Source organism: Sinorhizobium terangae, from assembly GCF_029714365.1.
Taxonomy (GTDB): Bacteria; Pseudomonadota; Alphaproteobacteria; order Rhizobiales; family Rhizobiaceae; genus Sinorhizobium; species Sinorhizobium terangae.
Genome location: NZ_CP121659.1, coordinates 3785473 through 3808702, shown reverse-complemented (window position 1 = coordinate 3808702; position 23230 = coordinate 3785473). Strand labels below are relative to the sequence as shown.

The 23230-nt window shown below is 62.4% G+C and carries 28 protein-coding genes, 1 tRNA gene and 1 other RNA gene; 15 read left to right on the top strand and 15 right to left on the bottom strand.

Annotated elements, in window-relative coordinates:
- Window positions 1-82 precede the first annotated feature (82 nt).
- Window positions 83-1699, top strand: a complete 1617-nt coding sequence (locus QA637_RS17895) for an MFS transporter (RefSeq protein WP_283062601.1) — start codon at window positions 83-85, stop codon at window positions 1697-1699.
- A 232-nt stretch (window positions 1700-1931) separates the two neighbouring features.
- Here QA637_RS17895 and QA637_RS17890 read toward each other — a convergent pair whose 3' ends face one another.
- From QA637_RS17890 to ffs, 5 genes are all read right to left on the bottom strand, one after another.
- Window positions 1932-3197 (bottom strand): lytic murein transglycosylase, encoded by a 1266-nt coding sequence (locus tag QA637_RS17890; RefSeq protein ID WP_283062599.1) that lies wholly within the window; start codon window positions 3195-3197, stop codon window positions 1932-1934.
- 214 nt (window positions 3198-3411) lie between these two features.
- Entirely contained in the window at window positions 3412-4017 is a 606-nt protein-coding gene (gene recR, locus QA637_RS17885; RefSeq protein WP_153442450.1) for a recombination mediator RecR, read from the bottom strand.
- A gap of 98 nt (window positions 4018-4115) precedes the next feature.
- Complete coding sequence (locus tag QA637_RS17880; protein ID WP_153442449.1) at window positions 4116-4439, bottom strand: YbaB/EbfC family nucleoid-associated protein; 324 nt, start codon at window positions 4437-4439, stop codon at window positions 4116-4118.
- A gap of 42 nt (window positions 4440-4481) precedes the next feature.
- Window positions 4482-6347: a DNA polymerase III subunit gamma/tau gene (locus tag QA637_RS17875; RefSeq protein ID WP_283062594.1), complete on the bottom strand. Its 1866-nt coding sequence runs from the start codon at window positions 6345-6347 to the stop codon at window positions 4482-4484.
- A 55-nt stretch (window positions 6348-6402) separates the two neighbouring features.
- An RNA gene (gene ffs / locus QA637_RS17870) (signal recognition particle sRNA small type) lies at window positions 6403-6500 on the bottom strand.
- A gap of 169 nt (window positions 6501-6669) precedes the next feature.
- Here ffs and QA637_RS17865 point away from each other — a divergent pair.
- The 4 genes from QA637_RS17865 to QA637_RS17850 all read left to right on the top strand — a co-directional run bounded on the left by QA637_RS17865 (window position 6670) and on the right by QA637_RS17850 (window position 9231).
- A complete protein-coding gene (locus QA637_RS17865; protein ID WP_153442447.1) occupies window positions 6670-7074 on the top strand; it encodes an HIT domain-containing protein in 405 nt (134 codons plus the stop codon).
- Window positions 7075-7076: 2 nt separating this feature from the next.
- The gene (gene nudC, locus QA637_RS17860; protein ID WP_153442446.1) at window positions 7077-8057 is read left to right on the top strand and encodes an NAD(+) diphosphatase; all 981 of its coding nucleotides are present in this window, start codon (window positions 7077-7079) and stop codon (window positions 8055-8057) included.
- Between the two features lie 34 nt (window positions 8058-8091).
- On the top strand, window positions 8092-8778 hold the full coding sequence (locus tag QA637_RS17855) for a helix-turn-helix transcriptional regulator (protein ID WP_283062592.1): 687 nt from the start codon (window positions 8092-8094) through the stop codon (window positions 8776-8778).
- A gap of 84 nt (window positions 8779-8862) precedes the next feature.
- Window positions 8863-9231, top strand: coding sequence for a VOC family protein (locus QA637_RS17850; protein WP_283062590.1), 369 nt, complete (start codon window positions 8863-8865; stop codon window positions 9229-9231).
- Between the two features lie 117 nt (window positions 9232-9348).
- Here QA637_RS17850 and QA637_RS17845 read toward each other — a convergent pair whose 3' ends face one another.
- From QA637_RS17845 to QA637_RS17835, 3 genes are all read right to left on the bottom strand, one after another.
- Window positions 9349-9486, bottom strand: a complete 138-nt coding sequence (locus QA637_RS17845) for a DUF1127 domain-containing protein (RefSeq protein ID WP_153442443.1) — start codon at window positions 9484-9486, stop codon at window positions 9349-9351.
- Between the two features lie 175 nt (window positions 9487-9661).
- Window positions 9662-10516: a prephenate dehydratase gene (locus QA637_RS17840; RefSeq protein ID WP_283062589.1), complete on the bottom strand. Its 855-nt coding sequence runs from the start codon at window positions 10514-10516 to the stop codon at window positions 9662-9664.
- 14 nt (window positions 10517-10530) lie between these two features.
- The gene (locus QA637_RS17835) at window positions 10531-11283 is read right to left on the bottom strand and encodes a 3-deoxy-manno-octulosonate cytidylyltransferase (protein WP_283062587.1); all 753 of its coding nucleotides are present in this window, start codon (window positions 11281-11283) and stop codon (window positions 10531-10533) included.
- A gap of 156 nt (window positions 11284-11439) precedes the next feature.
- Between QA637_RS17835 and QA637_RS17830 the strand changes: the two genes are divergently transcribed.
- Window positions 11440-12081, top strand: a complete 642-nt coding sequence (locus tag QA637_RS17830) for a c-type cytochrome (protein WP_283062586.1) — start codon at window positions 11440-11442, stop codon at window positions 12079-12081.
- Window positions 12082-12236: 155 nt separating this feature from the next.
- Here QA637_RS17830 and QA637_RS17825 read toward each other — a convergent pair whose 3' ends face one another.
- Window positions 12237-13181, bottom strand: a complete 945-nt coding sequence (locus QA637_RS17825) for an AEC family transporter (RefSeq protein WP_283062585.1) — start codon at window positions 13179-13181, stop codon at window positions 12237-12239.
- A gap of 244 nt (window positions 13182-13425) precedes the next feature.
- Here QA637_RS17825 and QA637_RS17820 point away from each other — a divergent pair, with 244 nt between their 5' ends.
- The 3 genes from QA637_RS17820 (at window position 13426) to QA637_RS17810 (ending at window position 14551) form a co-directional block, all read left to right on the top strand.
- Entirely contained in the window at window positions 13426-13701 is a 276-nt protein-coding gene (locus QA637_RS17820) for a BON domain-containing protein (protein WP_283062584.1), read from the top strand.
- 99 nt (window positions 13702-13800) lie between these two features.
- A complete protein-coding gene (locus QA637_RS17815; RefSeq protein ID WP_283062582.1) occupies window positions 13801-14232 on the top strand; it encodes an SRPBCC family protein in 432 nt (143 codons plus the stop codon).
- The gene (locus QA637_RS17810) at window positions 14219-14551 is read left to right on the top strand and encodes an ArsR/SmtB family transcription factor (protein ID WP_153442436.1); all 333 of its coding nucleotides are present in this window, start codon (window positions 14219-14221) and stop codon (window positions 14549-14551) included. Before QA637_RS17815 ends, QA637_RS17810 begins: the two co-directional genes overlap by 14 nt.
- 152 nt (window positions 14552-14703) lie before the next feature.
- Here the strand turns inward: QA637_RS17810 and QA637_RS17805 are convergent, their stop codons facing one another.
- The 3 genes from QA637_RS17805 to QA637_RS17795 all read right to left on the bottom strand — a co-directional run bounded on the left by QA637_RS17805 (window position 14704) and on the right by QA637_RS17795 (window position 15380).
- Window positions 14704-14931, bottom strand: coding sequence for a DUF2905 domain-containing protein (locus QA637_RS17805; protein WP_428843112.1), 228 nt, complete (start codon window positions 14929-14931; stop codon window positions 14704-14706).
- 65 nt (window positions 14932-14996) lie between these two features.
- Window positions 14997-15215 carry a hypothetical protein gene (locus QA637_RS17800; RefSeq protein ID WP_283062577.1) on the bottom strand — a complete coding sequence of 73 codons (219 nt, stop codon included), beginning with the start codon at window positions 15213-15215 and terminating at the stop codon, window positions 14997-14999.
- A gap of 42 nt (window positions 15216-15257) precedes the next feature.
- Complete coding sequence (locus QA637_RS17795; RefSeq protein ID WP_283064998.1) at window positions 15258-15380, bottom strand: hypothetical protein; 123 nt, start codon at window positions 15378-15380, stop codon at window positions 15258-15260.
- A 9-nt stretch (window positions 15381-15389) separates the two neighbouring features.
- Here QA637_RS17795 and QA637_RS17790 point away from each other — a divergent pair, with 9 nt between their 5' ends.
- Window positions 15390-15668, top strand: coding sequence for a DUF308 domain-containing protein (locus QA637_RS17790; RefSeq protein ID WP_283065052.1), 279 nt, complete (start codon window positions 15390-15392; stop codon window positions 15666-15668).
- Between the two features lie 82 nt (window positions 15669-15750).
- On the opposite strand, the gene QA637_RS17785 is transcribed toward QA637_RS17790, so the two are convergent.
- Window positions 15751-16344 carry a TetR/AcrR family transcriptional regulator gene (locus QA637_RS17785; protein ID WP_184108400.1) on the bottom strand — a complete coding sequence of 198 codons (594 nt, stop codon included), beginning with the start codon at window positions 16342-16344 and terminating at the stop codon, window positions 15751-15753.
- 173 nt (window positions 16345-16517) lie between these two features.
- Here QA637_RS17785 and QA637_RS17780 point away from each other — a divergent pair, with 173 nt between their 5' ends.
- Window positions 16518-16928 (top strand): RidA family protein, encoded by a 411-nt coding sequence (locus tag QA637_RS17780; protein WP_283062575.1) that lies wholly within the window; start codon window positions 16518-16520, stop codon window positions 16926-16928.
- A gap of 447 nt (window positions 16929-17375) precedes the next feature.
- On the opposite strand, the gene QA637_RS17775 is transcribed toward QA637_RS17780, so the two are convergent.
- Window positions 17376-18077: a TetR/AcrR family transcriptional regulator gene (locus tag QA637_RS17775; protein WP_283062574.1), complete on the bottom strand. Its 702-nt coding sequence runs from the start codon at window positions 18075-18077 to the stop codon at window positions 17376-17378.
- Window positions 18078-18192: 115 nt separating this feature from the next.
- Between QA637_RS17775 and QA637_RS17770 the strand changes: the two genes are divergently transcribed.
- Entirely contained in the window at window positions 18193-19398 is a 1206-nt protein-coding gene (locus QA637_RS17770) for an HlyD family secretion protein (protein WP_283062572.1), read from the top strand.
- Between the two features lie 48 nt (window positions 19399-19446).
- Window positions 19447-21066, top strand: coding sequence for a DHA2 family efflux MFS transporter permease subunit (locus tag QA637_RS17765; protein WP_283062570.1), 1620 nt, complete (start codon window positions 19447-19449; stop codon window positions 21064-21066).
- A 211-nt stretch (window positions 21067-21277) separates the two neighbouring features.
- Here QA637_RS17765 and QA637_RS17760 read toward each other — a convergent pair.
- Window positions 21278-21367, bottom strand: a tRNA-Ser gene (locus tag QA637_RS17760).
- A 275-nt stretch (window positions 21368-21642) separates the two neighbouring features.
- Here QA637_RS17760 and QA637_RS17755 point away from each other — a divergent pair.
- Both QA637_RS17755 and QA637_RS17750 read left to right on the top strand, forming a co-directional pair.
- Window positions 21643-21960 (top strand): hypothetical protein, encoded by a 318-nt coding sequence (locus tag QA637_RS17755; RefSeq protein ID WP_283064997.1) that lies wholly within the window; start codon window positions 21643-21645, stop codon window positions 21958-21960.
- Between the two features lie 264 nt (window positions 21961-22224).
- Window positions 22225-23217, top strand: a complete 993-nt coding sequence (locus tag QA637_RS17750; protein ID WP_153441188.1) for a BMP family lipoprotein — start codon at window positions 22225-22227, stop codon at window positions 23215-23217.
- The last annotated feature ends 13 nt before the right edge of the window (window positions 23218-23230 follow it).

The window sequence follows — 23230 nt, the reverse complement described above, 5'->3', positions numbered from 1 at the left end:
TGGCGCGCCACATTTCGGAGTTTATAAGGGAGCATCCGCTTCGCATTGGTCAAACGAAAGAGAATACGAGGTGACGAGCCGCATGTCGCCCCTGGCCCCCTTCAAACACGATACGTTCCGGATCATCTGGACCGCCAGCCTTGCCTCCAATTTCGGCGGGCTGATCCAGGCAGTCGGCGCCGCATGGCTGATGACCTCCATCTCGCAGTCGGTCAACATGGTGGCGCTGGTACAGGCCTCCACAGCGCTGCCGATCATGCTCTTCTCGCTGGTGTCGGGCGCGCTTGCCGACAATTTCGACCGGCGGCGGATCATGCTCGTCGCACAGGGATTCATGCTGAGCGTCTCGGCCATTTTGACGGCTTGCGCCTATTTCGGCCTGATCACGCCTTGGCTGCTCCTGCTGTTCACCTTTCTGATCGGCTGCGGGACGGCGCTCAACAACCCGTCGTGGCAGGCCTCGGTCGGCGACATGGTGCCACGCGACGACCTGCCGGCGGCGGTGGCGCTGAACAGCGTGGGCTTCAACATCACCCGCAGCGTCGGCCCGGCGATCGGCGGCGCGATCGTTGCAGCCGCGGGCGCGGCCGCAGCCTTCGCAGCCAATACGCTCAGCTATCTGGCGATCCTTTTCGCGCTTTTCCGCTGGAGACGGGAGATTCCGGAAAGTTCCCTGCCGCGCGAAACGCTCGGGCGGGCGGTTTCCGCCGGCCTTCGCTATGTCGCGATGTCGCCGAACATCGGCAAGGTGCTCTTGCGCGGTTTTGTCTTCGGCCTGTCGGCAAGCGCCATCCTTGCCCTGCTGCCGCTTGTCGCCCGCGATCTCGTCCGCGGCGGTCCGCTCACCTACGGCATCATGCTCGGCGCATTCGGCCTCGGCGCTATCGGCGGCGCGTTGCTGAGCGCCAGGCTGCGGGAACGCCTGTCGAGCGAGGCGGTCGTGCGCTGCGCCTTCGCCGGCTTTGCCGCAAGTGCCGCGGTCACGGCGATAAGCCCCGTGGCGTGGCTGACCTCGCTCGCCCTCACCGTCTCCGGTGCCTGTTGGGTGCTGGCGCTGGCGCTGTTCAACACCACGGTTCAGCTCTCCACCCCGCGCTGGGTGGTCGGGCGGGCGCTTTCCCTCTACCAGACCATGACCTTCGGCGGCATTGCCGGCGGCAGCTGGCTGTGGGGCGTTGCCGCCGAGCAATACGGCGCCGCCAACGCACTGATCGGCTCCTGTCTTCTCATGTTCGCCGGAGCGGCCATCGGCCTGCGCTTCGCGCTGCCGGAATTCAAGTCGCTGAACCTCGACCCGCTCAACCGCTTCGCCGAACCGCCGCTCGAGCTCGATCTCAAGCCGCGCAGCGGCCCGATCGTCATCATGATCGACTACGAGATCCATGAACCCGACATCCCCGAGTTCCTGACGACCATGGCGGAACGCCGCCGCATCCGCATCCGCGACGGCGCGGGACATTGGGCGCTGATGCGCGACCTCGAAAACCCGACAACCTGGACCGAGACCTATCACGTGCCGACCTGGGTGGAATATGTCCGTCACAACCAGCGGCGCACGCAGGCCGACGCGGCCGTCGGCGACAAGCTGACGGCGCTCCATCGCGGCACGACGCCGCCGCGCGTCCACCGCATGATCGAACGGCAGACGATCGTTCCGGAGCATTACGAACGCTACAAGCAGCCTGCCGAGATGCATTGAGAGGTAGCCCAACCCGGTCGCGCCTCATCCCCGCGCAGGACGCGTGTTTGCCCCTCACGCTAACCCTCTCCCCGCATGCGGGGAGAGGGTTAGCGTGAGGAAGCTGTGGCCCCTCTTTGTATCGGATCGGTCGAGGAGCCGAGGCGTCGCCGCTTGTCCCTTCGCCCGCTTGCGGGGAGAAGGTGCCGGCAGGCGGATGAGGGGCGGACGCAACGAATCCCACGAGCGTGCATCACCGCAGCTTCGCCTTCAGCGACGCGGCCGGAAAACAGGTAGCGGACAGGCCGTTCTTCGCCTGCCAGTCGCCGAGCGACCGGCGCGTCTTATAGCCGGGCAGGCCATCGACCTTGCCGACGTCGTAGCCCATCGAGACGAGCGCCTTCTGCATCGCCAGCACGTCGGAACGCAGCATGTTTCCGACATCGCCCCACTCTCCACGGAAGGCGCCGCCGCCGGAAGCGATGCGATCGGCGAGGTTGCCGATGAAAAGCGCATAGAGATCCGAGTTGTTGTATTCCTTGATCACATAGAAGTTCGGCGTGACGATGAATTGCGGCCCATGGGTGCCGGCCGGCACCAGCATCATGCCGGCCGCCGCGCGCTCCACCGATGGAAAGGCCTTGCCGGAGATGCGCCCGATCCCCATGCCGGCCCAGTCGGCGATCGGCCGGGCAAGATCCGGGCCCTCCTGGGCGCAGGAGACACCTTCGGGGATCAAGACTTCAAAGCCCCAGTCGCGGCCAGCTTGCCAGCCTTTCTGCGAGAGATAATTGGCGATCGAAGCCAGACTGTCCGGCACCGAATTCCAGATGTCGCGGCGGCCGTCGCCGTCGAAATCCACGGCGTATTTCAGGAAGCTCGACGGCAGGAACTGCGGCTGGCCCATGGCGCCGGCCCAGGAACCGCGCATTTCCGCCTCGCGCACGTCGCCGCTATCCAGAATGTGGAGCGCGGCGATCAGTTCGCGCCGGAAAAGCTCGGGCCGCGTCGACATGAAGGCCTTGGTCGCCAAAACGTCCATGATGGGGTGCGGGATCTTGGCCCGGCCAAAGCCGGATTCTCGGCCCCAGATGGCGAGCACGATCGGACCGGGAACGCCATACGTTGTTTCGATGCGCTTCAAGGTCGAGGCATGGGCGGAGGCGAGGCTCCGACCGGTCGCCGCCAATCCCTGCAGGCGCTTCTCGGAAAAATAGGAACCGGGCGATGAAAACTCCGCCTGGCTTTGCTTGCGCTCCTTCGCCTTGGGAAAACCGGGAGGAGCAAGGTCGGGCAGATCCCAATTAAGCTTCACATCGGCAAAGGCCGCCTTGAAGGACGCTGCGGAAATGCCGGACTTCTGCGCTTCGGGCCATAGGTCGTTCTGCAGCCACTGGCGGAACTGGCTTTCCACGTCGGCCTTGGAGGCTGCGTGAGCGGGAAGGTGGAGGACAAGGAACGCGGCAACCACTGCGAGCAGGCGAACCCGGCGCTTACCCCCCTCTGCCCTGCCGGGCATCTCCCCCACAGGGGGGGAGATTGGCGGGCGGCAACCACTTCTCCCCGCGGTACGAGTGGCATTCGCAGCGGCGATGTTGCCGGATCGAGCGCTCGCTCCGACCTGATCTCTCCCCTTGTGGTGGAGATGCCCGGCAGGGCAGAGGGGGGTTGTCTCAGCAAGAAAACCGGCAAACCACAAGCGAACACGAGATCTCAAACGCATCTGCATCCCTTCAAATGGAGGTGCGCGCCCTGAGCGCAGCGGCGAGCGTGCCTTCGTCAAGATAGTCAAGCTCGCCACCGACAGGAACGCCATGGGCGAGACGCGTGATTTTCACCTCCATGCCTTCGAGCTGGTCGGTGATGTAGTGCGCCGTCGTCTGCCCCTCGACCGTCGCATTGACGGCGATGATCAGCTCGCGCACGCCACCCTTGGCGACACGATCGACCAGGCCCTTGATGTTGAGATCGTCCGGCCCGATACCATCGAGCGGCGACAGCGTGCCGCCGAGCACATGATAGGCGGCGTTCATCGCGCCGGCGCGCTCCAGCGCCCAAAGGTCGGCGACATCCTCGACGACGATGATCACGGACTGGTCACGCCGCTCGTCCGTGCACACCGTGCACGGATCGATCGTGTCGACATTGCCGCAGCAGGAGCAGATGCGGACCTTGCGATGCGCCTCGCCCATCGCGTCCGCGAGCGGGCCGAGCAGTTGCTCCTTCTTCTTGACGAGGTGCAGTGCGGCCCGCCGCGCGGACCGCGGCCCGAGGCCCGGCACCTTCGCCAGGAGCTGGATGAGTTTTTCGATTTCGGGGCCGGTGACTCGCTTTGCCATGCCGGGCTTTTAGCTCAATTCATCGGCAAACGGAATCGCTTTGACGCCAATCAGCGCACGGCGATCGCGGCCGCCAACGGCTCGACAGGTCCGCTTAGTCAGAACGGCAGCTTCATGCCGGGCGGGATCGGCAGGCCGGCGGTCAGCTCGCGGGTCTTTTCCGCCTGCACGGCTTCCGCCTTGTCCTTGGCGTCCTTGTGCGCGGCAACGATCAGGTCTTCGAGGATCTCGACATCGTCTTCCTTGAAGAGCGAGGGATCGATCTTCAGGCTTTTCATCTGGCCCTTGCCATCGAGGCGGACCGTGACGAGCCCGCCGCCGGATGTGCCGTCGACTTCGAGCGCGGCGATTTCCGCCTGCATCTTCTCCATCTTGGCCTGCATTTCCTTGACCTTGCCCATCATGCCCATGATGTCGCGCATCGTCATCTCCTGTCTTTCGTAATCTCTTCCAAGAAGCAGCGATTATTCGATGTCGTCGCCGGGGACGATATCGCCGTCTTCCGATTCAGCCGCCGCCGGAGCGACGGTTTCGATTTCCTGTTCCGCCGCACGGATGCGCACGTCGGTGATCCTCGCGCCCGGAAAGCGCGCGAGAATTGCCGCGACGTCGGGATCCTGGCGGGCGTCGTTGACCCGCTGTTCCTGCGCACGCTGCTCGGCCTCGACAAGGGTCGGTTCGCCCGGTTCGCGGCTGTAACTGACGACCCAGTGGATGCCGGTCCATTCCTTGAGCTTGACGGCGAGTTCGCCAAGCAGCGTCTTCGGCGCATCGTCCGGCACATTGACGTCGAGGCGGCCGGGCTCGATGTGCACGAGTCTCACGAAGCCGCGCACCAGCGTCTTCAGCTTGATGTCCCTGTTCTTTCCGCAGAGATCGACGATATCGCTGATCGAGTTGACCGTAACCTTCGGCTCCGCCTTCGCGGCAGGGGCCGGTACCGGCCGTTCCTCGATGCGCCCGACGCTTATCGGCTGGGGCGCAGCATCCGGCACGGCACGCAGCATGGTGGCGCCGTTGTTCGACGCGCGCTGAACCGGCGCGGCTTCGACGGAACGCGCCTGCGTCGACAAGCCTGACTGCGCCTGACTTCCGCCGCCATTGGTACGCGGCGCCGGACGACCGGCCGGCCCCTCGCCATCGGCAAGCTCCAAGAGCCGCCGTGCTGCGTCTTCCGGCGACGGCAAATGGGCGGCATGAGCGAGCCTGATCAGCACCATTTCCGCGGCACCCGCGGGGCGCGACGAGCTTTCCGCCTCGGGGATGCCCTTCAAAAGCATCTGCCAGATGCGCGAAAGTGCCGTCACCGCGACACTGTCAGCGAATTCGGCACCGCGCAGGCGCTCGATCTCGCTCAGCGACTGGTCGTTCGCCGCGTCAGGAACATATTTCATCCGCGTGACAAGATGGGTGAAGTCGGCAAGGTCCGTCAGCACAACGGTGGGATTGGCGCCCGCCTCGTACTGCGCGGCGAACTCCTGAAGCGCCGCCGTCACGTCGCCTTTGACGATATGCTCGAAGAGATCGACGATGCGGGCACGGTCGGCAAGCCCGAGCATCGAGCGCACGGTTTCAAGCTCGACCGAGCCGCCGCCGTGGGCGATCGCCTGGTCGAGCAGCGACAGGCCGTCGCGCGCCGAACCTTCGGCGGCGCGCGCGACCATCGCGAGCGCGTCCGGATCGAAAGGCACGCCCTCTTTGACGAGAATGGTGGAGAAGAGACCGACAAGGTCCGATGCGCCGATGCGGCGCAGGTCGAAACGCTGGCAGCGCGACAGGACGGTAATCGGAACCTTGCGGATTTCGGTGGTCGCGAAGATGAACTTCACATGCTCCGGCGGCTCCTCGAGCGTCTTCAACAGGCCGTTGAAGGCCTGCGTCGAGAGCATGTGCACTTCGTCGATGATATAGACCTTGTAGCGGGCGGAAACCGGGCGGTAGCGCACCTGCTCGATGATCTCGCGGATGTCGTCGATGCCGGTGTGCGATGCGGCGTCCATCTCGATCACGTCGACATGGCGGCCGTCCATGATCGCCTGGCAATGCTCGCCCGGCACACGCAGTTCGATCGTCGGCTTGTCGATTTCGGCGGTCTTGTAGTTGAGCGCGCGCGCCAGGATGCGGGCCGTCGTCGTCTTGCCGACGCCGCGCACACCCGTCAGCATGTAGGCCTGGGCGATGCGGCCGGTCTCGAAGGCGTTGGTAAGCGTGCGCACCATCGGCTCCTGCCCGACCATAAGGTCGGAGAAGTCCTTGGGCCGATATTTACGCGCCAGAACACGGTAGGCGGCTGGCTTCTGCTCGGATGAAATGGACTTTTCGTCGCTCATCGACCCTGCCGCTGCTCGAACTCTTGTCCCGACAGGACGGAGATACGAAGATAAGGTGGGAGGCTGGCACGATGACCCGTGCCGGGGCTCGTTAGGGCTGCTTCCTTCCGGACCTGACCCGGTTGGCGAGTGGCTCGTCCACCACCAACCTCCCGGCCTCCATATCGGCAATATCGCAAGCAAATGCAAGCCAAGGCATCAAAAAACTGGTATCGATATAAAAAACAAGGCGAATCCGCGCCTTCTAACAAGTTGAGACGCGGGATGCGGGCGGAAAACCGAACACACTTTTCCTCATCCCGCTCCTGGCTAGGAGAATCCGTTGACGACCTTCCCTCTTGACGAGCGACTTCAGCGCGACGGCATCCCGATCGCCTCTATCGGGCTGTGCCAGTTGCGGCTGATGAACGACCGCCGTTGGCCGTGGCTGATCCTCATTCCCCAGCGCCCGAACGTGACCGAGATTTTCGAGCTGTCACCCCTCGACCAGACGATGCTAACCTTCGAGACCAACTTGGTGGCAACAGCGCTCAAGAAGATCACCGCCGCCGACAAGATCAATATCGGCGCGCTCGGCAATATCGTCCGCCAGCTTCATGTGCATATCATAGCCCGCCGGGAAGGCGATCCGAACTGGCCGGGACCGGTTTGGGGCTTCGGCAAGGCCGAGCCGTGGCCGGCCGATGAGCAGCAGGCATTCGCAGCACGAATTCTGGAAAATCTCTGAAGATGACGAAATCGATCTTTGACCTTCGAAGCCCGCATCCGGAGCCGAGCACCCTCGTCGCCTTTGCGGAAAATCACCTGGACCGCCAGTCCGAGCACCGTCCCGACGATTGCGTCGAGGTGGCGTCGAGGCATCCGGGCGCACATTTCCTCGCCTTTTCCGGCGCGAAGCTGATCGTCAAGCACGACGAGAAGATCATCGATCCGCTCTTCGCGCCCTATGAGCTCGAAGGCCTCGAACCGGCACTCGACGAGGCGATTCTGCTCGGTTTTCTGCCGAACGGCGAGCCGCGGCTTGCCGTGCCGTCGGGGCTCACTGAAGAGAACTTGCCCGAGCCGTTCAAGATCGCCGATGCGCGAACGCTCTACCGCCAGCAGATGCTGCCGGAGGAATTGCTCGGCCAGTTCGCGCAAGGCTCCAGCCTGATCGTCTGGAACGCCAACAACCGGTTCTGCGGCCGCTGTGGCGGGCCGATGGACGGCGCGGCGGGTGGTTACCGGCGCGTATGCACGGCCTGCAACCACATGGTCTTTCCCCGCACCGACCCCGTCGTCATCATGCTGACAATCGATCTCGAGCGCGATCTCTGCCTGCTCGGCCGCAGTCCGCATTTTCCGCCGGGCATGTATTCCTGCCTTGCCGGCTTCGTCGAACCGGGCGAAACGATCGAAAACGCCGTGCGCCGGGAAACGCAGGAGGAATCGGGTATCCGCATCGGCCGGGTCCGCTACCATGCCTCGCAGCCCTGGCCGCTGCCGCATTCGCTGATGATCGGCTGCTACGCAGAGGCCAAATCGACTGTCATTAAACGCGACGAACAGGAGCTCGAAGACGTCCGCTGGTTCACGCGCGCGGAGACCGAAGCGATGCTGGAGCGCACGACCGGTGTGGCCGACACCGGAGACGAACACATCCCGCCGCCGAAGGGGGCGATTGCCCACCAGTTGATGCGCGACTGGCTGGCCTGGCCCGAGCGGAGCTGACCGGCCGGTCGCCTCGCGCGGAGAGAAAGAAGCCATGTCCAGATCGGAACGCTTGCTCGATCTCCTGCAGCTGCTGCGACGGCACCGTCTGCCGGTGAGCGGCCGACGGCTGGCGGAGGAGACCGGCGTCAGCCTCAGGACGCTCTACCGGGACATCGCCAGCCTGCAGGCCCAGGGTGCCCACATCGAGGGGGAACCGGGCCTCGGCTATGTTCTGAAGCCGGGATTCCTGCTGCCGCCGATGATGTTTTCGGAAGAAGAAGTCGAGGCGCTGGTGCTCGGCTCGCGCTGGGTGGCGAAACGCGGCGACAGCCGCCTCGCAATCGCGGCCGCCGACGCGCTTGCCAAGATCGCTTCCGTTCTGCCGCCCGATATGCGCGAAAGTCTCGACGCCTCGCCCCTTCTCGTCGGGCCGCGCGCACCGATCGCCGAAGGCATCGATCTCGCCCTCCTGCGCAAGGCGATCCGCAGCGAGCGCAAGCTCGATATCAGCTATGTCGACAACGAGGGGAGCGAAAGCCGCCGCATGGTCTGGCCTTTTGCGCTCGGTTTCTTCGAACAGGTGCGCGTGCTGGTCGCCTGGTGCGAACTCAGGCAGGACTTTCGCCATTTCCGGACGGACCGGATCAGTGGTGCGCAGGTGAGCGATCAGCGCTACCCGCGCCGCCGCCAGGCCCTGCTCAAGAACTGGCGCGCTGCGCAGCACGCGGCCCCCGGCTGAGAGATGAGACGCGGGCACACCGCTGCTGACAAAAATTGTCAGCAGCCTGCGCTAGTTTGCGGCCTCCAACCAAGGAGGCCGAACATGGCAAAACCCAATCTGATTGTGCTCTACGTCGCGAACCCGCTCGCGAGCGTCGATTTCTACAGCAAGCTTCTGGGCAGGGAGCCGACTGTCGCTTTCCCGACCTTCTCCTCCTTTGAACTGCCCGGCGGCTTCACGCTGGGGCTCTGGGCACAGGAATCCGTTGCACCAAAACCGTCGGTAGCGGGCGGCCGTTCCGAACTGGCGTTCATGATGGAAGGGGAAGAGGCCGTGCGCGTGCACTACGAGGAGTGGCGGGCGATGGGCCTGCCGATCGCGCAGGAACTGACGAAAATGGATTTTGGCCCGACATTCGTCGCACTCGATCCCGACGGCCACCGCCTCAGGGTTTGTCTTTACGACGACTGACGCATTTGCTGCGGATAAAACACTCGCACCCCGCACGGAATACCGGCGGGGTGCGGAAGACTTAACAGCGCCGCGCATCTTTTGCGACGCGCGCTGGTCGCTGCAGGACTTTTGTTATTAGCGGCCGAAAACGGCGGCTTGAATCTGAGAACGGGAAATACCGATGTCGCTCAGCACACGATCGTCGAGAGCGTTCAGCTCGCGGACAGCGCGGCGCAACTTTGCGTATTCCATGATCTTCTGGCGGATCTTCATCTTTGACACTCCATATCTTTCACAGGTGTCAAATAGGCATTTGCCTAAGATTTAAGTAGTTCCATGATTGCAAATTAGGCATGCGCCAAACGAATAGCCAGTTAACGAAATTCCACCATCCCCCTTCCGCTGCGGGATGGACAAAATCAGCTCATGGCAAGGCGTGATCGCCCGTTCAGAGCACACCGCGCATGGGATGCGCCCGGTAGGTGCCGAGGATGCGCACCTTTTCGGAGAAGAAACGCAGTTCGTCCATGGCGTGGCGGACACCCTCATCGTCCGGATGTCCCTCGATATCGGCATAGAACTGGGTTGCGACGAACTTGCCGCCGAGCTGATAGCTCTCGAGCTTCGTCATGTTGATGCCGTTTGTGGCGAAGCCGCCCATCGCCTTGTAGAGCGCAGCCGGAATGTTGCGCACGTTGAAAACGAAAGTGGTGATGATCAGCTCGTCGTCTGAAGTACGGGCGATCCGCTGCTCTTCGCGCGAAAGCACGACGAAGCGCGTGACGTTGCTATCCGTGTCCTCGACATTCTCGGCGATGATATCGAGCCCATAGAGATCCGCGGCAAGGCGCGGGGCAAGCGCCGCCATGGAGCGGTCTCCGGTTTCCTTGACAAGCTTGGCGGCACCGGCCGTGTCGCCCGCCACCACCGGCTTCCAGCCATTGGCGCGAACGATCTTGCGGCATTGGCCGAGTGCGTGGATATGGCTGTGCACCGTGCGGATCTCTTCATGCGAGACGCCCGGCAGCACCATCAGCTGGAAGCGGATCGGCATGAAATATTCGCCGACAATGTGCAGGCGCGATTCCGGCAGCAGGTGATGGATGTCGGCGACGCGCCCGGCAATCGTGTTTTCGATCGGGATCATCGCGAGATCGGCGTCGCCATTCTCCACCGCCACGAAGGCATCCTCGAAGGTCTGGCATGGCAGCGGCTCCATCGACGGGAACATGTCGCGGCAGGCCATGTCGGAATTGGCGCCGAAGTCGCCCTGGAAGGAGATCCTGTTGGTCTTGACGGTCACTTTCGAATTCCTTCTCAGGCTTTGACGGAGAGAATGCGACGGGCCTTTTCGAGATCGTCGGGCGTGTCGACGCCGAGAGGGACCGAGTTGACGATCTCCACGTCGATGCGCATCCCGGCCTCGAGCGCCCGCAATTGCTCGAGCGACTCGCGCTTTTCAAGGACCGAGGGCTTCAGCGAGACGAAGGTTTCGAGCGCCTTGCGCCGATAGGCATAGAGGCCGATGTGGTGATAGAGCGGCCCGGCACCATGCGGTGCGGTGGCACGGGTAAAATAAAGTGCGCGCAGGCGGCTCTCGGAAAGCGGCGAGCCCACGACCTTCACGACATTGGGGTTGGTCTTTTCGTGTTCGTCGGTGATCTCGACGGTCAGTGTCGCGATATCGGTCGCGGCATTCTCGAGGGGTTTCAGCGCCGCGCGGATCGGTCCGGGCTCGATCGTCGGCAAGTCGCCCTGCACGTTGATCACGATCTCGGTCTCGCCGCGAGGATCCGCCTTCAGCAGGGCTTCATGGATGCGGTCCGAGCCGGACTGATGGTCGACTCGCGTCATGATCGCCTCGAAGCCGGCATCGCTGACCGCTTCGAAGACGTCGCGATGGTCGACGGCGACGACGATTCGACCGACATCCGCTTCGGCCGCCCGCTTGGCCACCTGCACGATCATCGGCAGGCCGCAGATGTCTGCGAGCGGCTTGCCGGGCAGGCGTGTGGACGCCATCCGCGCCGGAATGAGCACGAGAGCTTTGGCAGAATTTCCCTGATTCATCGTCTAGCCCTAAAAAACCCCACTGAAAGTGTCAAAAAGTCTCACTTCAGGGTCGATAATCTCTGTTGCAACGCAGAGCCAAAAGACATAGGTTCCGCGCGATTTCAAGATGGGCCGGGTTTTTGTTGACGCCGGTGGCAAAGGGAGCGTTTGCAGATGAATTCATATGTGAACATGGGCATGGGTGCCTTGCTGGGTACGGTCTTCGTTCTGATGTCTGTATCCATTGCATCGGAAGGCATTTTCCATTCCGAAGCTCCCGAGAAGCCGGGCTTCACCATCGTGGCCGAGGAAACCGCGGGCGAAGGCGGTGAGGCCGGTGGCGGCGAACAGGCGACGTCCGAGCCGATCGCCCCGCTGCTCGCCAAGGCCGATCCGGCCGCCGGCGAGGCGATCTTCAAGAAATGCGCAAGCTGTCACACCGTGGAGAAGGGCGGACCGAACAAGGTCGGCCCGAATCTTTGGGGCGTCGTCAACCGCCCGGTCGCCTCGCACGAGGGCTTCAGCTACTCCGCCGGCATGCAGACCTTCTCCGAAGGCGGCAAGGTCGTTTGGGACTTTGACCACCTGAGCTTCTTCCTCGAAGCACCGAAGAAGCATGTTCCGGGCACGGCGATGGGTTTCGCGGGCCTCAAGAAGGCGGAAGAGCGCGCCAACCTGCTCGCTTGGCTGCGCGAACAGTCCGATAATCCGGCACCGCTTCCGGCGGAGGGCGGCTCCAGCGAAGCCAAGCCCGCAGAAGGACAGGCCGCCCAGGACGGCCAAGGCCAGGCCCCGGCGCCAGCACCGGCGAACTAAAGCGCCGTTGTTCCAAAACCGCTGCACACTTTTGGGCGACAGCGAGAGAGATGACTAAAAGCCCGGCCTCTGGCCGGGTTTTTTCGTTCCCGGACCGAGATGAGGCTATGCGCGGTTTTGCGCCGCATCCCCGCCCCCTAACTCACTGGAGTCGATCACAGCAGCAGGTAGGCCCAGGCCGAAACGCTGAGCACCCCCAGCGCCGTCGTCAGCGTGATCGTCGAGGAGGCGAGCGCATGGCCGACATTGAAATGATTGGCGATCAGCCAGGCATTGACGCCGGTCGGCACCGAGGAGGTCAAAACCAGCGCGGCCGTCCAGCTGTCGCTGAGCCCCAGGAGATGGCAGGCGCCAAACACGACGCCGGGCAGCACAAGCAGCTTTAGCGCGCTGGTGACGGCCGCAAGCCCGGTGTTTCCGGCCAGGCCGTATTTATCGAGCGCCATGCCGATCGACACGAGTGCGGCCGGCGCCGCAGTCGCCGCGAGTTGATCGACGACGGCCTTCACCGGGCCGCCAAGCGGCTGGTTCAGAAGATGGAAGAGCGCGCCGAAGGCGAGACCGATCACCAGCGGATTGCGAACGAGATTGCGTCCGACGCCGGCAAGCAGCTTCAACGGGCTTTGCCTCGGCTTGCCGCTCGTTTTGCGATCCGCACGCTCCATCAGCACGGTGCCGGCGATCATCATGACGGGCAGATGGACGGAGAGCAGGATCGACAGCGCCACCAGGCCGTCCTCGCCGACCACGCGCGAAACCAGCGGCAGCCCTATGAAAACGGTGTTGGCGAAGGCGGAGGACACGCCTGCGAGCACCCCCACGCGCGCGTCACGCCCGAAGGCAAAGGTCGCCGCCAGGTGGCCGGCTGTCCAGGTAACGGCGACACCGGAAAAATAGGCGACCCAAAGCGGCCAGGGCGAGCCCTCCTTGAAATCGGCTTCGGCAATCGTGCGGAACAAGAGGACCGGAACGGCGATGCGAAAGACAAAATCGCCGAGCGCATCGCCGACAGCCGGATTCAGATAGCCGAGCCGCACGACCAGCCAGCCGGTCAGGATCAGGACGAAGATCGGAAGAACATTCAGGAAAATATCGGACATGGTGAGCCTTGAGTGGAGGCAGAGGCATAGACCTGTTCTGTCGATCGAGGCAAGGGTGCATTGGAGGACAGACGGCAGCCCACAGCGCCGTGCGCCTTTTCAGAGGCGCAAAGCACGCCGTAGCACTTTGAATTGCTGCATGTTTTTGGAAACATGCAGTAGGTTGTGGTGCTGCTCGCCGGCAGCTCGGGCCCGGAACATTCGGTTGGCGCAAGCGTTTTTATGAACGACCGGGAAAACGCTGATGTCGACAGAGAAGACCATTTACTCACATCGGGACGACGATCCGCATCTCACCGACGACGATCTGGCCGAGAAGGTCCTGCGCTACATTCGCTATGCGACCTTCGTGGACACGAGCGGAATTTCCGTCATGGCGCTGCGCGGGACGGTCGTGCTTTCCGGCAATGTCGCCGAGGAGGCTGACATTGCCAGCGCCGGAGAGGCCGCCGCCTCGGTGATCGGCGTTTCGGGTGTCGAAAACCGGCTGACCGTACGGCCGGGCGACTCAACCGACTGAGCGCACTCTCTCGGAAGACACCAATTCCATAAAAGGCAACCTTTTGGTTGCCTTTTTCGTTTCCACCTGCAAGAATATTGGCAACCAGGAGGTTGCATCATGACAGATCGCATCGAGAAGAGCATTGAGCTCAACGCGCCGATCGAAAAGGTTTGGCATGCGCTGACGGATCATAAGGCGTTCGGCGAATGGTTCCGGGTAAGGCTCGACGGACCCTTCGTCGTAGGCGAAAAAACGACCGGGGAAATGACCTATCCCGGCCACGAGGGCACCAAGTGGACGTCGGTGACGGAGCGGATGGAGGCTCCGACATTGTTTTCCTTCCGATGGCCGCACGGCGAGGATCTTTCGACATCCCCATCCACGCTCGTGGAATTCCGCCTCGAGCCAACGACGCAGGGCACGCGTCTCACCATCGTCGAATCCGGCTTCGAAGCGCTGCCGGAAGATCGCCGCATGGAGACCTTGCGCGGCAACGAAGGCGGATGGGAGATCCAGGCGGGAAACATCAAGGCCTATGTCGAAGCCTGAACCTATCGATCGCGGCCCGGTCGAGGTCTTCGCCGCGCTCGGCGACCCGACCCGCCTTTCGCTTCTGACGAAACTCAGCGATGGCGCGACACGATCGATCGCCATGCTTTCGGCCGACACGAAGCTGACGCGGCAGGCCGTGACCAAACACCTGCACGTGCTGGAACGCGCCGGCCTCGTCCAAAGCATCCGCGTCGGCCGCGAAAGCCAGTTCGGCTACCGGCCCGGCCCGATCGCCGAGGCACGATCGTATCTCGACAGAGTTTCCGCACAGTGGGACGAGGCACTGGCGCGGCTCAAGGCACTGGTGGAGCGATGAATGCGTCGATGGGCGCTGCGCCAGCTGAATTCGAGCGCTCCGCTAGATCACGATGTTTTTAGGTCGAATCGACCTAAAATCATAAACGTGACCGATTCTAATAAGACGCGGGATGCGGGCGGAAAACCGCTCACGCTTTTCCTCATCCCGCTCTAACGATTGATCAGCCACAGTATGACCGAGAGCACGATGCTGAAAAGCAAGCCGGTGGTGATCGGGATGTATATGGTGAAATTCTCGCGCTCGATGAGGATATCGCCGGGCAATCGACCGAGGCCGATACGCGTGAGCCAAGGCCAGAAAATACCGACCGCAACGATAACAAGTCCGACGATGATCAGCACACGGGACATGGCGAAGGCACGTCGTATTTCACGCATTCAGCAGCCAACATCATGTTTGAATTCGCAACGCAGAGCAACGCGCTACAGCGCCGCGCGTCTTATCAGACGCGCAAGCGACACTTTGGATCATTGGTGATGGTGCGCTCCGCACCGACCGCACCGACGCTGACCGTGCTCGTCGGGGCGGTACCGGCGAAGGTGTAGGTCGTGCCGCCGATCACGGTGTTGGGCGTTGCCACCGCCGCCGAGACGGTCGAACCATTGCCGAGCACCACCGCGCCGGCGAGACCGGAGGCGACCGTCACGCCGCTGCCAACCACGAATGCGTTGTTGGCGTTTATGGTGTTGTTGTTGCCGAGCGACTAGGAGCCGGAGCCGGTAATGGTACTCGGATCGCCGATGGCGGCGGAATTTGCGCCGCTGACGATATTGCCCGTGCCAATGCTGATGCTGTTTGCACCCGTCGCCTGCGCGCCAGTGCCCATGGCGATGGCGTGCAGGCGATCGGCCTGCTGTTCATCTTCTCCGGCATCGTCAGAATGCTGCTCAGCATAAGCCACTGGCGTGAGGCAGGATGGACCATGATGCTGTCGGGAGTCTTCGGCGCCGGCGCAGGGTTGGTGATCCTGGCCGAATTCCCGAAGATGGTTCCTTGGGTCCTGGCGCTCTTGCTCGGGATCGATTTCCTGGCGCATGGCTTGGCGTGGCTGCGATATGCCTATTTCCCGCAGCCGAATGGAGGTGAAGACAAAGCGGCTTCACCGCCCGCATGACCGGACTGCAGCGATCACCGCTCACGCCGCAGCGCGATCCTGCTGCCTGTTTCCTTGGATGCCGGCTCTCGTCACAGCAGCCTTATCTTTCAGCCGCAAGCAGGCCGGAGGCCATTGACCGGAAAGCGTCGATGGCCTTTGGCAGGACTTCCTTCGGATTGTCGCTGGCGGCAACCCAAAGGGCTGCGTTCAGCGCCGCACCACTAAGGAGTCTCGCCGCGGCCTCCGCGTCAACCGGTTTGAAAACTTCAGCTTCCAGCAACCGCTCCACTGTCAGCCGTGTCGCATGAAGGCAACTGCTCTGACTGGGCCATTTCGACGGATCGCCGAGCACCGCAGGTCCATCGAGCAGTACGACCCGCTGCACTTCAGGATCGAGGGCCATCTCGATATAGGCGATGCCCTCGGCGAGCAGCCCCTGCCAATCGTTTTCTGCCCGAGCGCCGATCTCTTTGGCTCGTGAGGCCATTTCACCGTCAATCTGGTTTACGACCGCAGCCAGAAGCCCACGCTTGTCTCCGAAATTGTGGTAAAGCGCGCCTCGCGTCAGGCCGACATCGGCTGTCAGCTCGTCCATAGATGCCCCGGCATAACCCTTCTCGGCGAAGGCCTTTCGCGCCGCGGTAATCAGCTTGGCGCGATTCTCTTCCATCATCTCGTGGCGGCGTTTTGCCATCCTGCCCTCAAATTTCATATACGCTACGTATGTTGATTGACATACCCGTCGTATCCGAACTAGTCTGTATACGCGACGTATATCAAATAAGGCGAAGTTTGTGAAGCTCCCCGCAACGTCGCGCGTATCTCATCAGCTTCAAAGGCGCCAGCAATTTCAAGGAAACCAGACAAATGACCAAACGCGATGCGATCTTTCCCGCAAACAGACATGCTCTTTACGAGGCGCACGGCTATTCCGCGGCGATCCGGTCCGGTGACCTGTTGTTCGTCTCCGGCCAGGTGGGCAGCCGCGAGGATGGAACGCCTGAACCGGACTTCGGACGCCAGGTGCAACTCGCATTCGATAATCTTGAAGCGACCCTGAAGGCGGCAGGCTGCACCTTCGACGATATCGTTGACATCACAACCTTCCACACCGATCCCGAAAGGCAGTTCGAGACAATAATGGGCGTAAAGAACAAGATATTCAGCGAGGCTCCCTATCCGAACTGGACGGCAGTCGGTGTCAATTGGCTCGCCGGCTTTGATTTCGAAATCAAGGTCATCGCGCGCGTCACCGACGCTGTGCAATCCGTCCGGTAGCGGCAGCCTTCGGCGCCGCGTCCAAGGGGCGCATAAAGCACCGCCAGATCGCATGTCCGTACCCCGGGGGCGGAGTTTCCAGCGGCCGACGGTGCGCCGATCAGGTTGAGAGGCGGGAACGGCTGGCGCGAAGTCTGCCGCGCCGACCCGTTCAACTCGCGCTGCCATAGCGAGAGGCGGAGGTATCGCGCACGCGATCGGCGAGTGATCGGGCCTGCATCTTGCGCATCAGGTTGCCGCGATGGATTTTGACGAACAAGTGGCTTTGCGAAATCCGGTTTCGGCGATGGGAAGCGGCAAGATCGATCCACTGAGGTCAATGATGGCAAGCATGGTCCGGCAGCGATAGATGGCTTGCTGCGTCGCTGCAGCCTGCAGGCGTTACATACGATCAGTTCCTGCGCTCGCCCGAGACAGCCATCCGTTCAAGACCTCCCGCAAGGAAACTTACCGGGGCGGACCGAGACGTTGCTCCGAGCCAGTGGTTTCCTGTCCGGAGAAGCGCCGCGGCCGGCATCCGTCCAGGAAAAGGCGCGCGCAATAGCGAGCCCGCCCGGCGATCTCGGCGCGATCTGGCGGCCTACGCTGGCCCAGCATGACGGCGCGCTGCGGTTCCATGATCATCATGCCTCTGAGCATTCCGATGGCTGTCGACGGATCGTCGATCTCGATTTCTCGGCGGTCGAGCTGTCGCTTCAGCCACGCCTCCATGCTTTCGGTCGTGCGACGGATAGCGAGCTCCGAGAAAGCCGCGGCGATCTCCGGAAAGCGATCGCATTCGGCGAAGACGAGACGAAGACTTAAGACCGTGTCCTCGTCCAGGGTCAGGGTCCCGTAGGTGAAGAGTATGTGCTCGAGGGCTCGCTCGAGCGGAAGCATGTCGAGATGCTCCTCGTCCAGTTCCAGCATATAGCGCGAAATGCGCTCGGAGATGACACTTCCGAACAACTCCTCCTTGGTTGGGATCAAACGATACATCGTCTTGGTGGAGACGCCGGCGCGCTCCGCCACACGTGCCATGCTGGCGCCGGCATAGCCATTGGCGTGAAACTCCTGGCGCGCGGCGTCAATGACCAGCCGTCGCGTCTCCTCGTCCGGCCGGATCTGCGGTCGTCCGCGGCGTTTTGCGACTTTGGTATTATGAACCATGATCATTTTCCAAATTCCGTTGACTTCCGGAATATTCCTGCATATTTTAGAAAATGTCAATTTTCCTAATTTGCGGACGGCGCATTTCGCCCGCGACACCGGGAAGGAACCGGACATGAGCCAGCACCAGTCAGTCTTCACTGCCGAGAATCCCTTGCCTACTGCCGAGGCGGCGCCGGGGATAGACATGCCCCGCGAGCTTGTTCCCATGCCTCCCGCGACGGCTGAGACTGGGCCGAACGCGTCACGCAAGCGGTGGCTGCGTGCCCTGCTGTTCGCGTCGGTGGGCGTCGCTGCCTTGGCGGGCACAGCCGATTTCGGGTGGCAGTACTGGACCGTCGGCCGCTTCGAAATTTCGACGGACGACGCCTACGTCAAGGCTGACAGCACGACGATTGCTCCGAAGGTCTCCGGTTACATCGCCGCGGTGCTCGTGGGCGACAACGAGCCGGTAAAGGCGGGGCAGATCCTCGCCCACATCGATGACCGTGACTACAAGGTCAACCTCGAGCAGGCAAAAGCCGAGGTTGAGGCGGCCAAGGCCAATATCGCCAACAAGCAGTCGGCTCTCATCGCCCAGCAATCCGCGATCGACGCGGCGAAGGCGACGGTCGAGGCCGATAAGGCCGACGAGACCTTCGCCGAGCATGACGACAAGCGCTATGCCGAGCTCGCGAAGCAGGGTTTCGGCACTATCCAGAACGCGCAGCAGGCCGCCTCCCGCATCGCCGCCGCGCGGGCGGCGGTGACGCGCGATAGCGCAGCGCTCGCCAATGCAACCAAGCAGCTCGACGTGATAAAGGCGGAGCTCGCCCAAGCGAAGGCGGCGCTCGACAGCGCCAAGGCGGCCGAGGATCAGGCCGAATTGAACCTCTCCTACACCGCTCTCGCAGCGCCCATCGACGGCGTGATCGGCAACCGCACCTTGCGTGTCGGTCAATATGTCCAGGCGGGTACGCAGCTTATGGCGGTCGTGCCGACGGATGCCGCCTATATCGTCGCAAACTACAAGGAAACCCAGCTCACCGACGTCCGCCCCGGACAGAGGGTGGAAATCGAGGTGGACACGTTTCCCGGGCTGGTCTTCAAGGGGCACGTGGACAGCATCTCGCCGGCGAGCGGTCAGGAGTTTGCGCTGCTGCCGCCGGACAATGCCACGGGCAACTTCACGAAGGTGGTGCAGCGCATACCTGTGAAGATCGCGCTTGATCACGACAGCCCGGCTTCGGTGGTGCTGCGGCCGGGTATGTCTGTCTACCCGACCATCGACACCAAATCCGCCGCGACCGAGGTTGCCTCGGTGCCGAAACACATAAACTGAGGGCGTCAGACGCCCGTCTCACCAGCCAAAACTTGGCAGGAGGGTGCGATGTCCAACACGACGCAAACGCTTTCGTCCGGCTCCCCCGGCGCCGTCGCAACGGCTGCGACTCTTTCCGAGAACGCGAGCACCACAGCATGGATCGCAGTGCTCGCCGGCCTGATCGGCGCGTTCATGGCGATCCTCAACATCCAGATCACCAACGCCTCGCTGCTCGATATCGAGGGCGGCATCGGCACCGGCGTCGATAATGGCGCCTGGATATCGACCTCCTATCTAATCGGCGAGATCGTGGTGATCCCGCTCACCGATTACCTCAGTCGGGTCTTTTCCTTCCGACGCTACATGCTGGCGAACGCCATCCTGTTCCCTCTTTTTTCCGCCGCCTGCGCCTTCGCCCATGATCTCGGCTCGATGATCGCGCTGCGCGGCCTGCAGGGCTTCGCCGGCGGCGTGCTCATCCCCATGGCCTTCACCATGGTTTTGACCAAGCTGCCAAAGGCGCAGCAACCGTTCGGGTTGGCACTGTTTGCGCTGTCGGTCACCTTCGCGCCGGCGATCGGCCCGACCATTGGCGGCTATCTCACGGAGAACTACGGCTGGCAGTCCATCTTCTTCGTCAATACACCGCCCAGCCTCGTGATGGTCATCGCGCTCTATTTTACGCTCGAGAAGAAGCCCATGCAGCTTTCGCTGCTCAAGGAAGGCGACTGGGCCGGCATCGTCACTATGGCGATCGGGCTTTCGGCGCTGCAGACGGTGCTCGAAGAGGGCAACAAGGACGACTGGTTCCAGTCGCCGTTCATCGTCAAGCTCGCCGTGACAGCAGCCGTGTTCCTCACCGCCTTCGTCGTCATCGAGCTGACGGTTGCAAAGCCACTGGTTCAGTTGCGCCTGCTCAAGCAACGCAACTTCGGCGTGGGCGTTCTCGTCAACGTGCTGGTCGGCGTCGCGCTGTTCGGCACTGTCTACATCCTGCCCCAGTACCTCGGCCAGGTGCAGCGTTATAATGCCGAGCAGATCGGGTTCGTGCTCGCCTGGACCGGCTTGCCACAGCTCCTCATCATTCCGCTCGTGCCGCTGCTAATGAAGCGGTTTGACGCACGCTACATCGGCTTCGTCGGCATCAGCATCTTTGCGGCAAGCTGTTTCATGAACATTACCCTGTCGCTCGATAGCGCCGGCGACCAGTTTTTCGTGCCCAACATCGTGCGCGCCATAGGTCAGGCGTTAGTGTTGACGCCAATCACCGTGATCACGACAGCCGGCATTGCCCCGAGCGAGGCGGCTGCCGCTTCGGGCCTTTCCAACATGCTGCGCAATTTGGGTGGTGCAGTTGGCACAGCTACGCTCGCAACGGTATTGACCAAGCGCGAGCAGTTCCATTCGAACATCATCGGCCAATCCGTCACGATTTATCGCGATGAGGTGCGCGACAGGATCGGCGATTTGACGCAATACTTCATGGCACATGGTGTTTCCGACATCGCTGTTGCGCAACACAAGGCGATCGCCGCGATCGGCGCGACGGTGCGCCGCCAGGCTCTGATCCTCGGATTCAGCGACACGTTCGCCGTGATCGGAACGGTCCTTGCGCTCGCCGCCGTCGTGCTGCTCTTTACGAGAAAGATCCAGGTCGGAGCCGGCGCTGCGGGCGGCGCCCACTGAGCGGTCGATCGTCTCTCGCGGCAAGGTGATCAAATGAAGTGGCCTGCCCCAACGCGTCCTGGCGATACATGCACGTCGAGAGCGAGGTCGTCGAGATCACGCCTTCCCGCTCGAGGCCCGATCGGGGCATTGCAATCATTCTAAGCCGCACGATCAACCAGCGTGGCGAGGTCGTCCAAATTCTCGGATAAGGGCGCTTGGGAAAGGTTGATGGCGGACAGAGAGGGATTCGAACCCTCGATACGCTTTCACGTATACACGCGTTCCAGGCGTGCGCCTTCAACCACTCGGCCACCTGTCCATCCTTGAAGCAGCCGCTGGTCAATCCGGCTGGATGGGGAAGAGCAAGCTCTTCCGGCGTGCGCCGGACGAAGCGGCGGACGGGCGCGATATATACCGATGATCGACGCGGGATCAACTGCTTTCTGACAGTTTATTGACATCTTGTGCGATGGCCTTGGCGAAGTCGACCGTTGCACTCGCAACTTGCGGCGACTATTTCTTGGCGCACAAGCGTAAATGATCGGAGAAGCGCGCATCGGCGCGCATCGGGCTATGGAGGCCGAAGGGACGAAGATGCGGTTGCTGCTGAGGCTTGCAAGCTTTCTCGCGCTGGCGGTGGCCGTGCTTGCCGGGACCGTCGACGCGATCCAGTCGGTTGCCGCCTCGCAGCCGGCAATGACCTCGCTCGCCGATGCCATAGCCGCCCTTGGCCCGGATGCACTCAACTGGGTGCACGGCCTGCAGCGCACCGACGCCGGCCCTGCCATCTGGCTGGCGGCGCTGCAATGGCTCCTTGCCCGGCCCGCTTTCGCGGTGTTCTTGGCGCTCGCCCTGCTGCTGTGGATGGCAGGTTACAAGAAACGCCCCGCCGCCGGGCGATTTGCCGCCTGATCGCGGCTATAGCGCCGAGTCTGGTTAGATGCGCGGCGCTGTAGGAACGGCGTGCCGATTGCCCCTTGGAATGAGCGTCCGGCGACCTCTCGCCGGGCGCCGTATCTTTTTTACCATCCGAAAAATTTTGAGTGTTTTTTTGCGGAAGCCGTGCAAGGATGCGCCCACCCAAGCCTTAACAAGAGAGGGGCGGGTTGCGCGGAGGGGGCCTTGGCTGGGCTGCCGCCAGACCCGATAAGATCAATAGCACAACAGGGCTGCACGATGAAAAAAACCATTCTCGGTCTCTTTGCTTTCTCCATGATGTCCGCGACGGCACTGGCCGCCGACATCAAGCCGGCGATCATCTACGATCTCGGCGGCAAGTTCGACAAATCCTTCAACGAAGCGGCATTTAACGGCGCCGAAAAGTTCAAGACCGAATCCGGTATCGAATACCGCGAATTCGAGATCGCCAACGATGCCCAGCGCGAACAGGCGCTGCGCCGCTTCGCCAGCGACGGCAACAGCCCGATCGTGATGGCCGGCTTCAACTGGGCGGCATCGCTCGAGAAGATTGCCGCGGAATATCCGGATACGAAATTCGCGATCATCGACATGGTGGTCGAAAAGCCGAACGTCAAATCGATCGTCTTCAAGGAGCAGGAAGGCTCCTATCTCGTCGGCGTGCTTGCCGGTCTCGCCTCCAAGTCGAAGACAGTCAGCTTTGTCGGAGGCATGGACATCCCGCTGATCCACAAGTTCGCCTGCGGCTATGTCGGCGGCGCCAAGTCGGTTGGCGCGGACGTCAAGGTGCTCGAGGCCTATACCGGCACGACGCCGGACGCCTGGAACGATCCGGTCAAGGGCGGTGAAATCGCGAAGTCCCAGATCGACCAGGGCGCGGACGTCGTCTACCACGCCGCCGGCGGTACCGGCGTGGGCGTTCTGCAGGCAGCAGCGGATGCCGGCAAGCTCGGTATCGGCGTCGACTCCAACCAGAACATGCTGCAGCCAGGCAAGGTTTTGACCTCGATGCTGAAGCGCGTCGACGTCGCCGTCTATGAATCCTTCATGGCGGCCAAGAACGACAAGTTCGAGTTCGGCATTTCCAACCTCGGCCTCAAGGAAGACGGCGTCGGCTATGCCCTCGACGACAACAACAAGGCCCTGATCACGCCCGAGATGCACGACGCGGTCGAAAAGGTGAAGGCCGACATCATTGCCGGCAAGGTCCAGGTGCACGACTACATGAGCACCGAATCCTGCCCCTACTAATTGCGGTGACCTG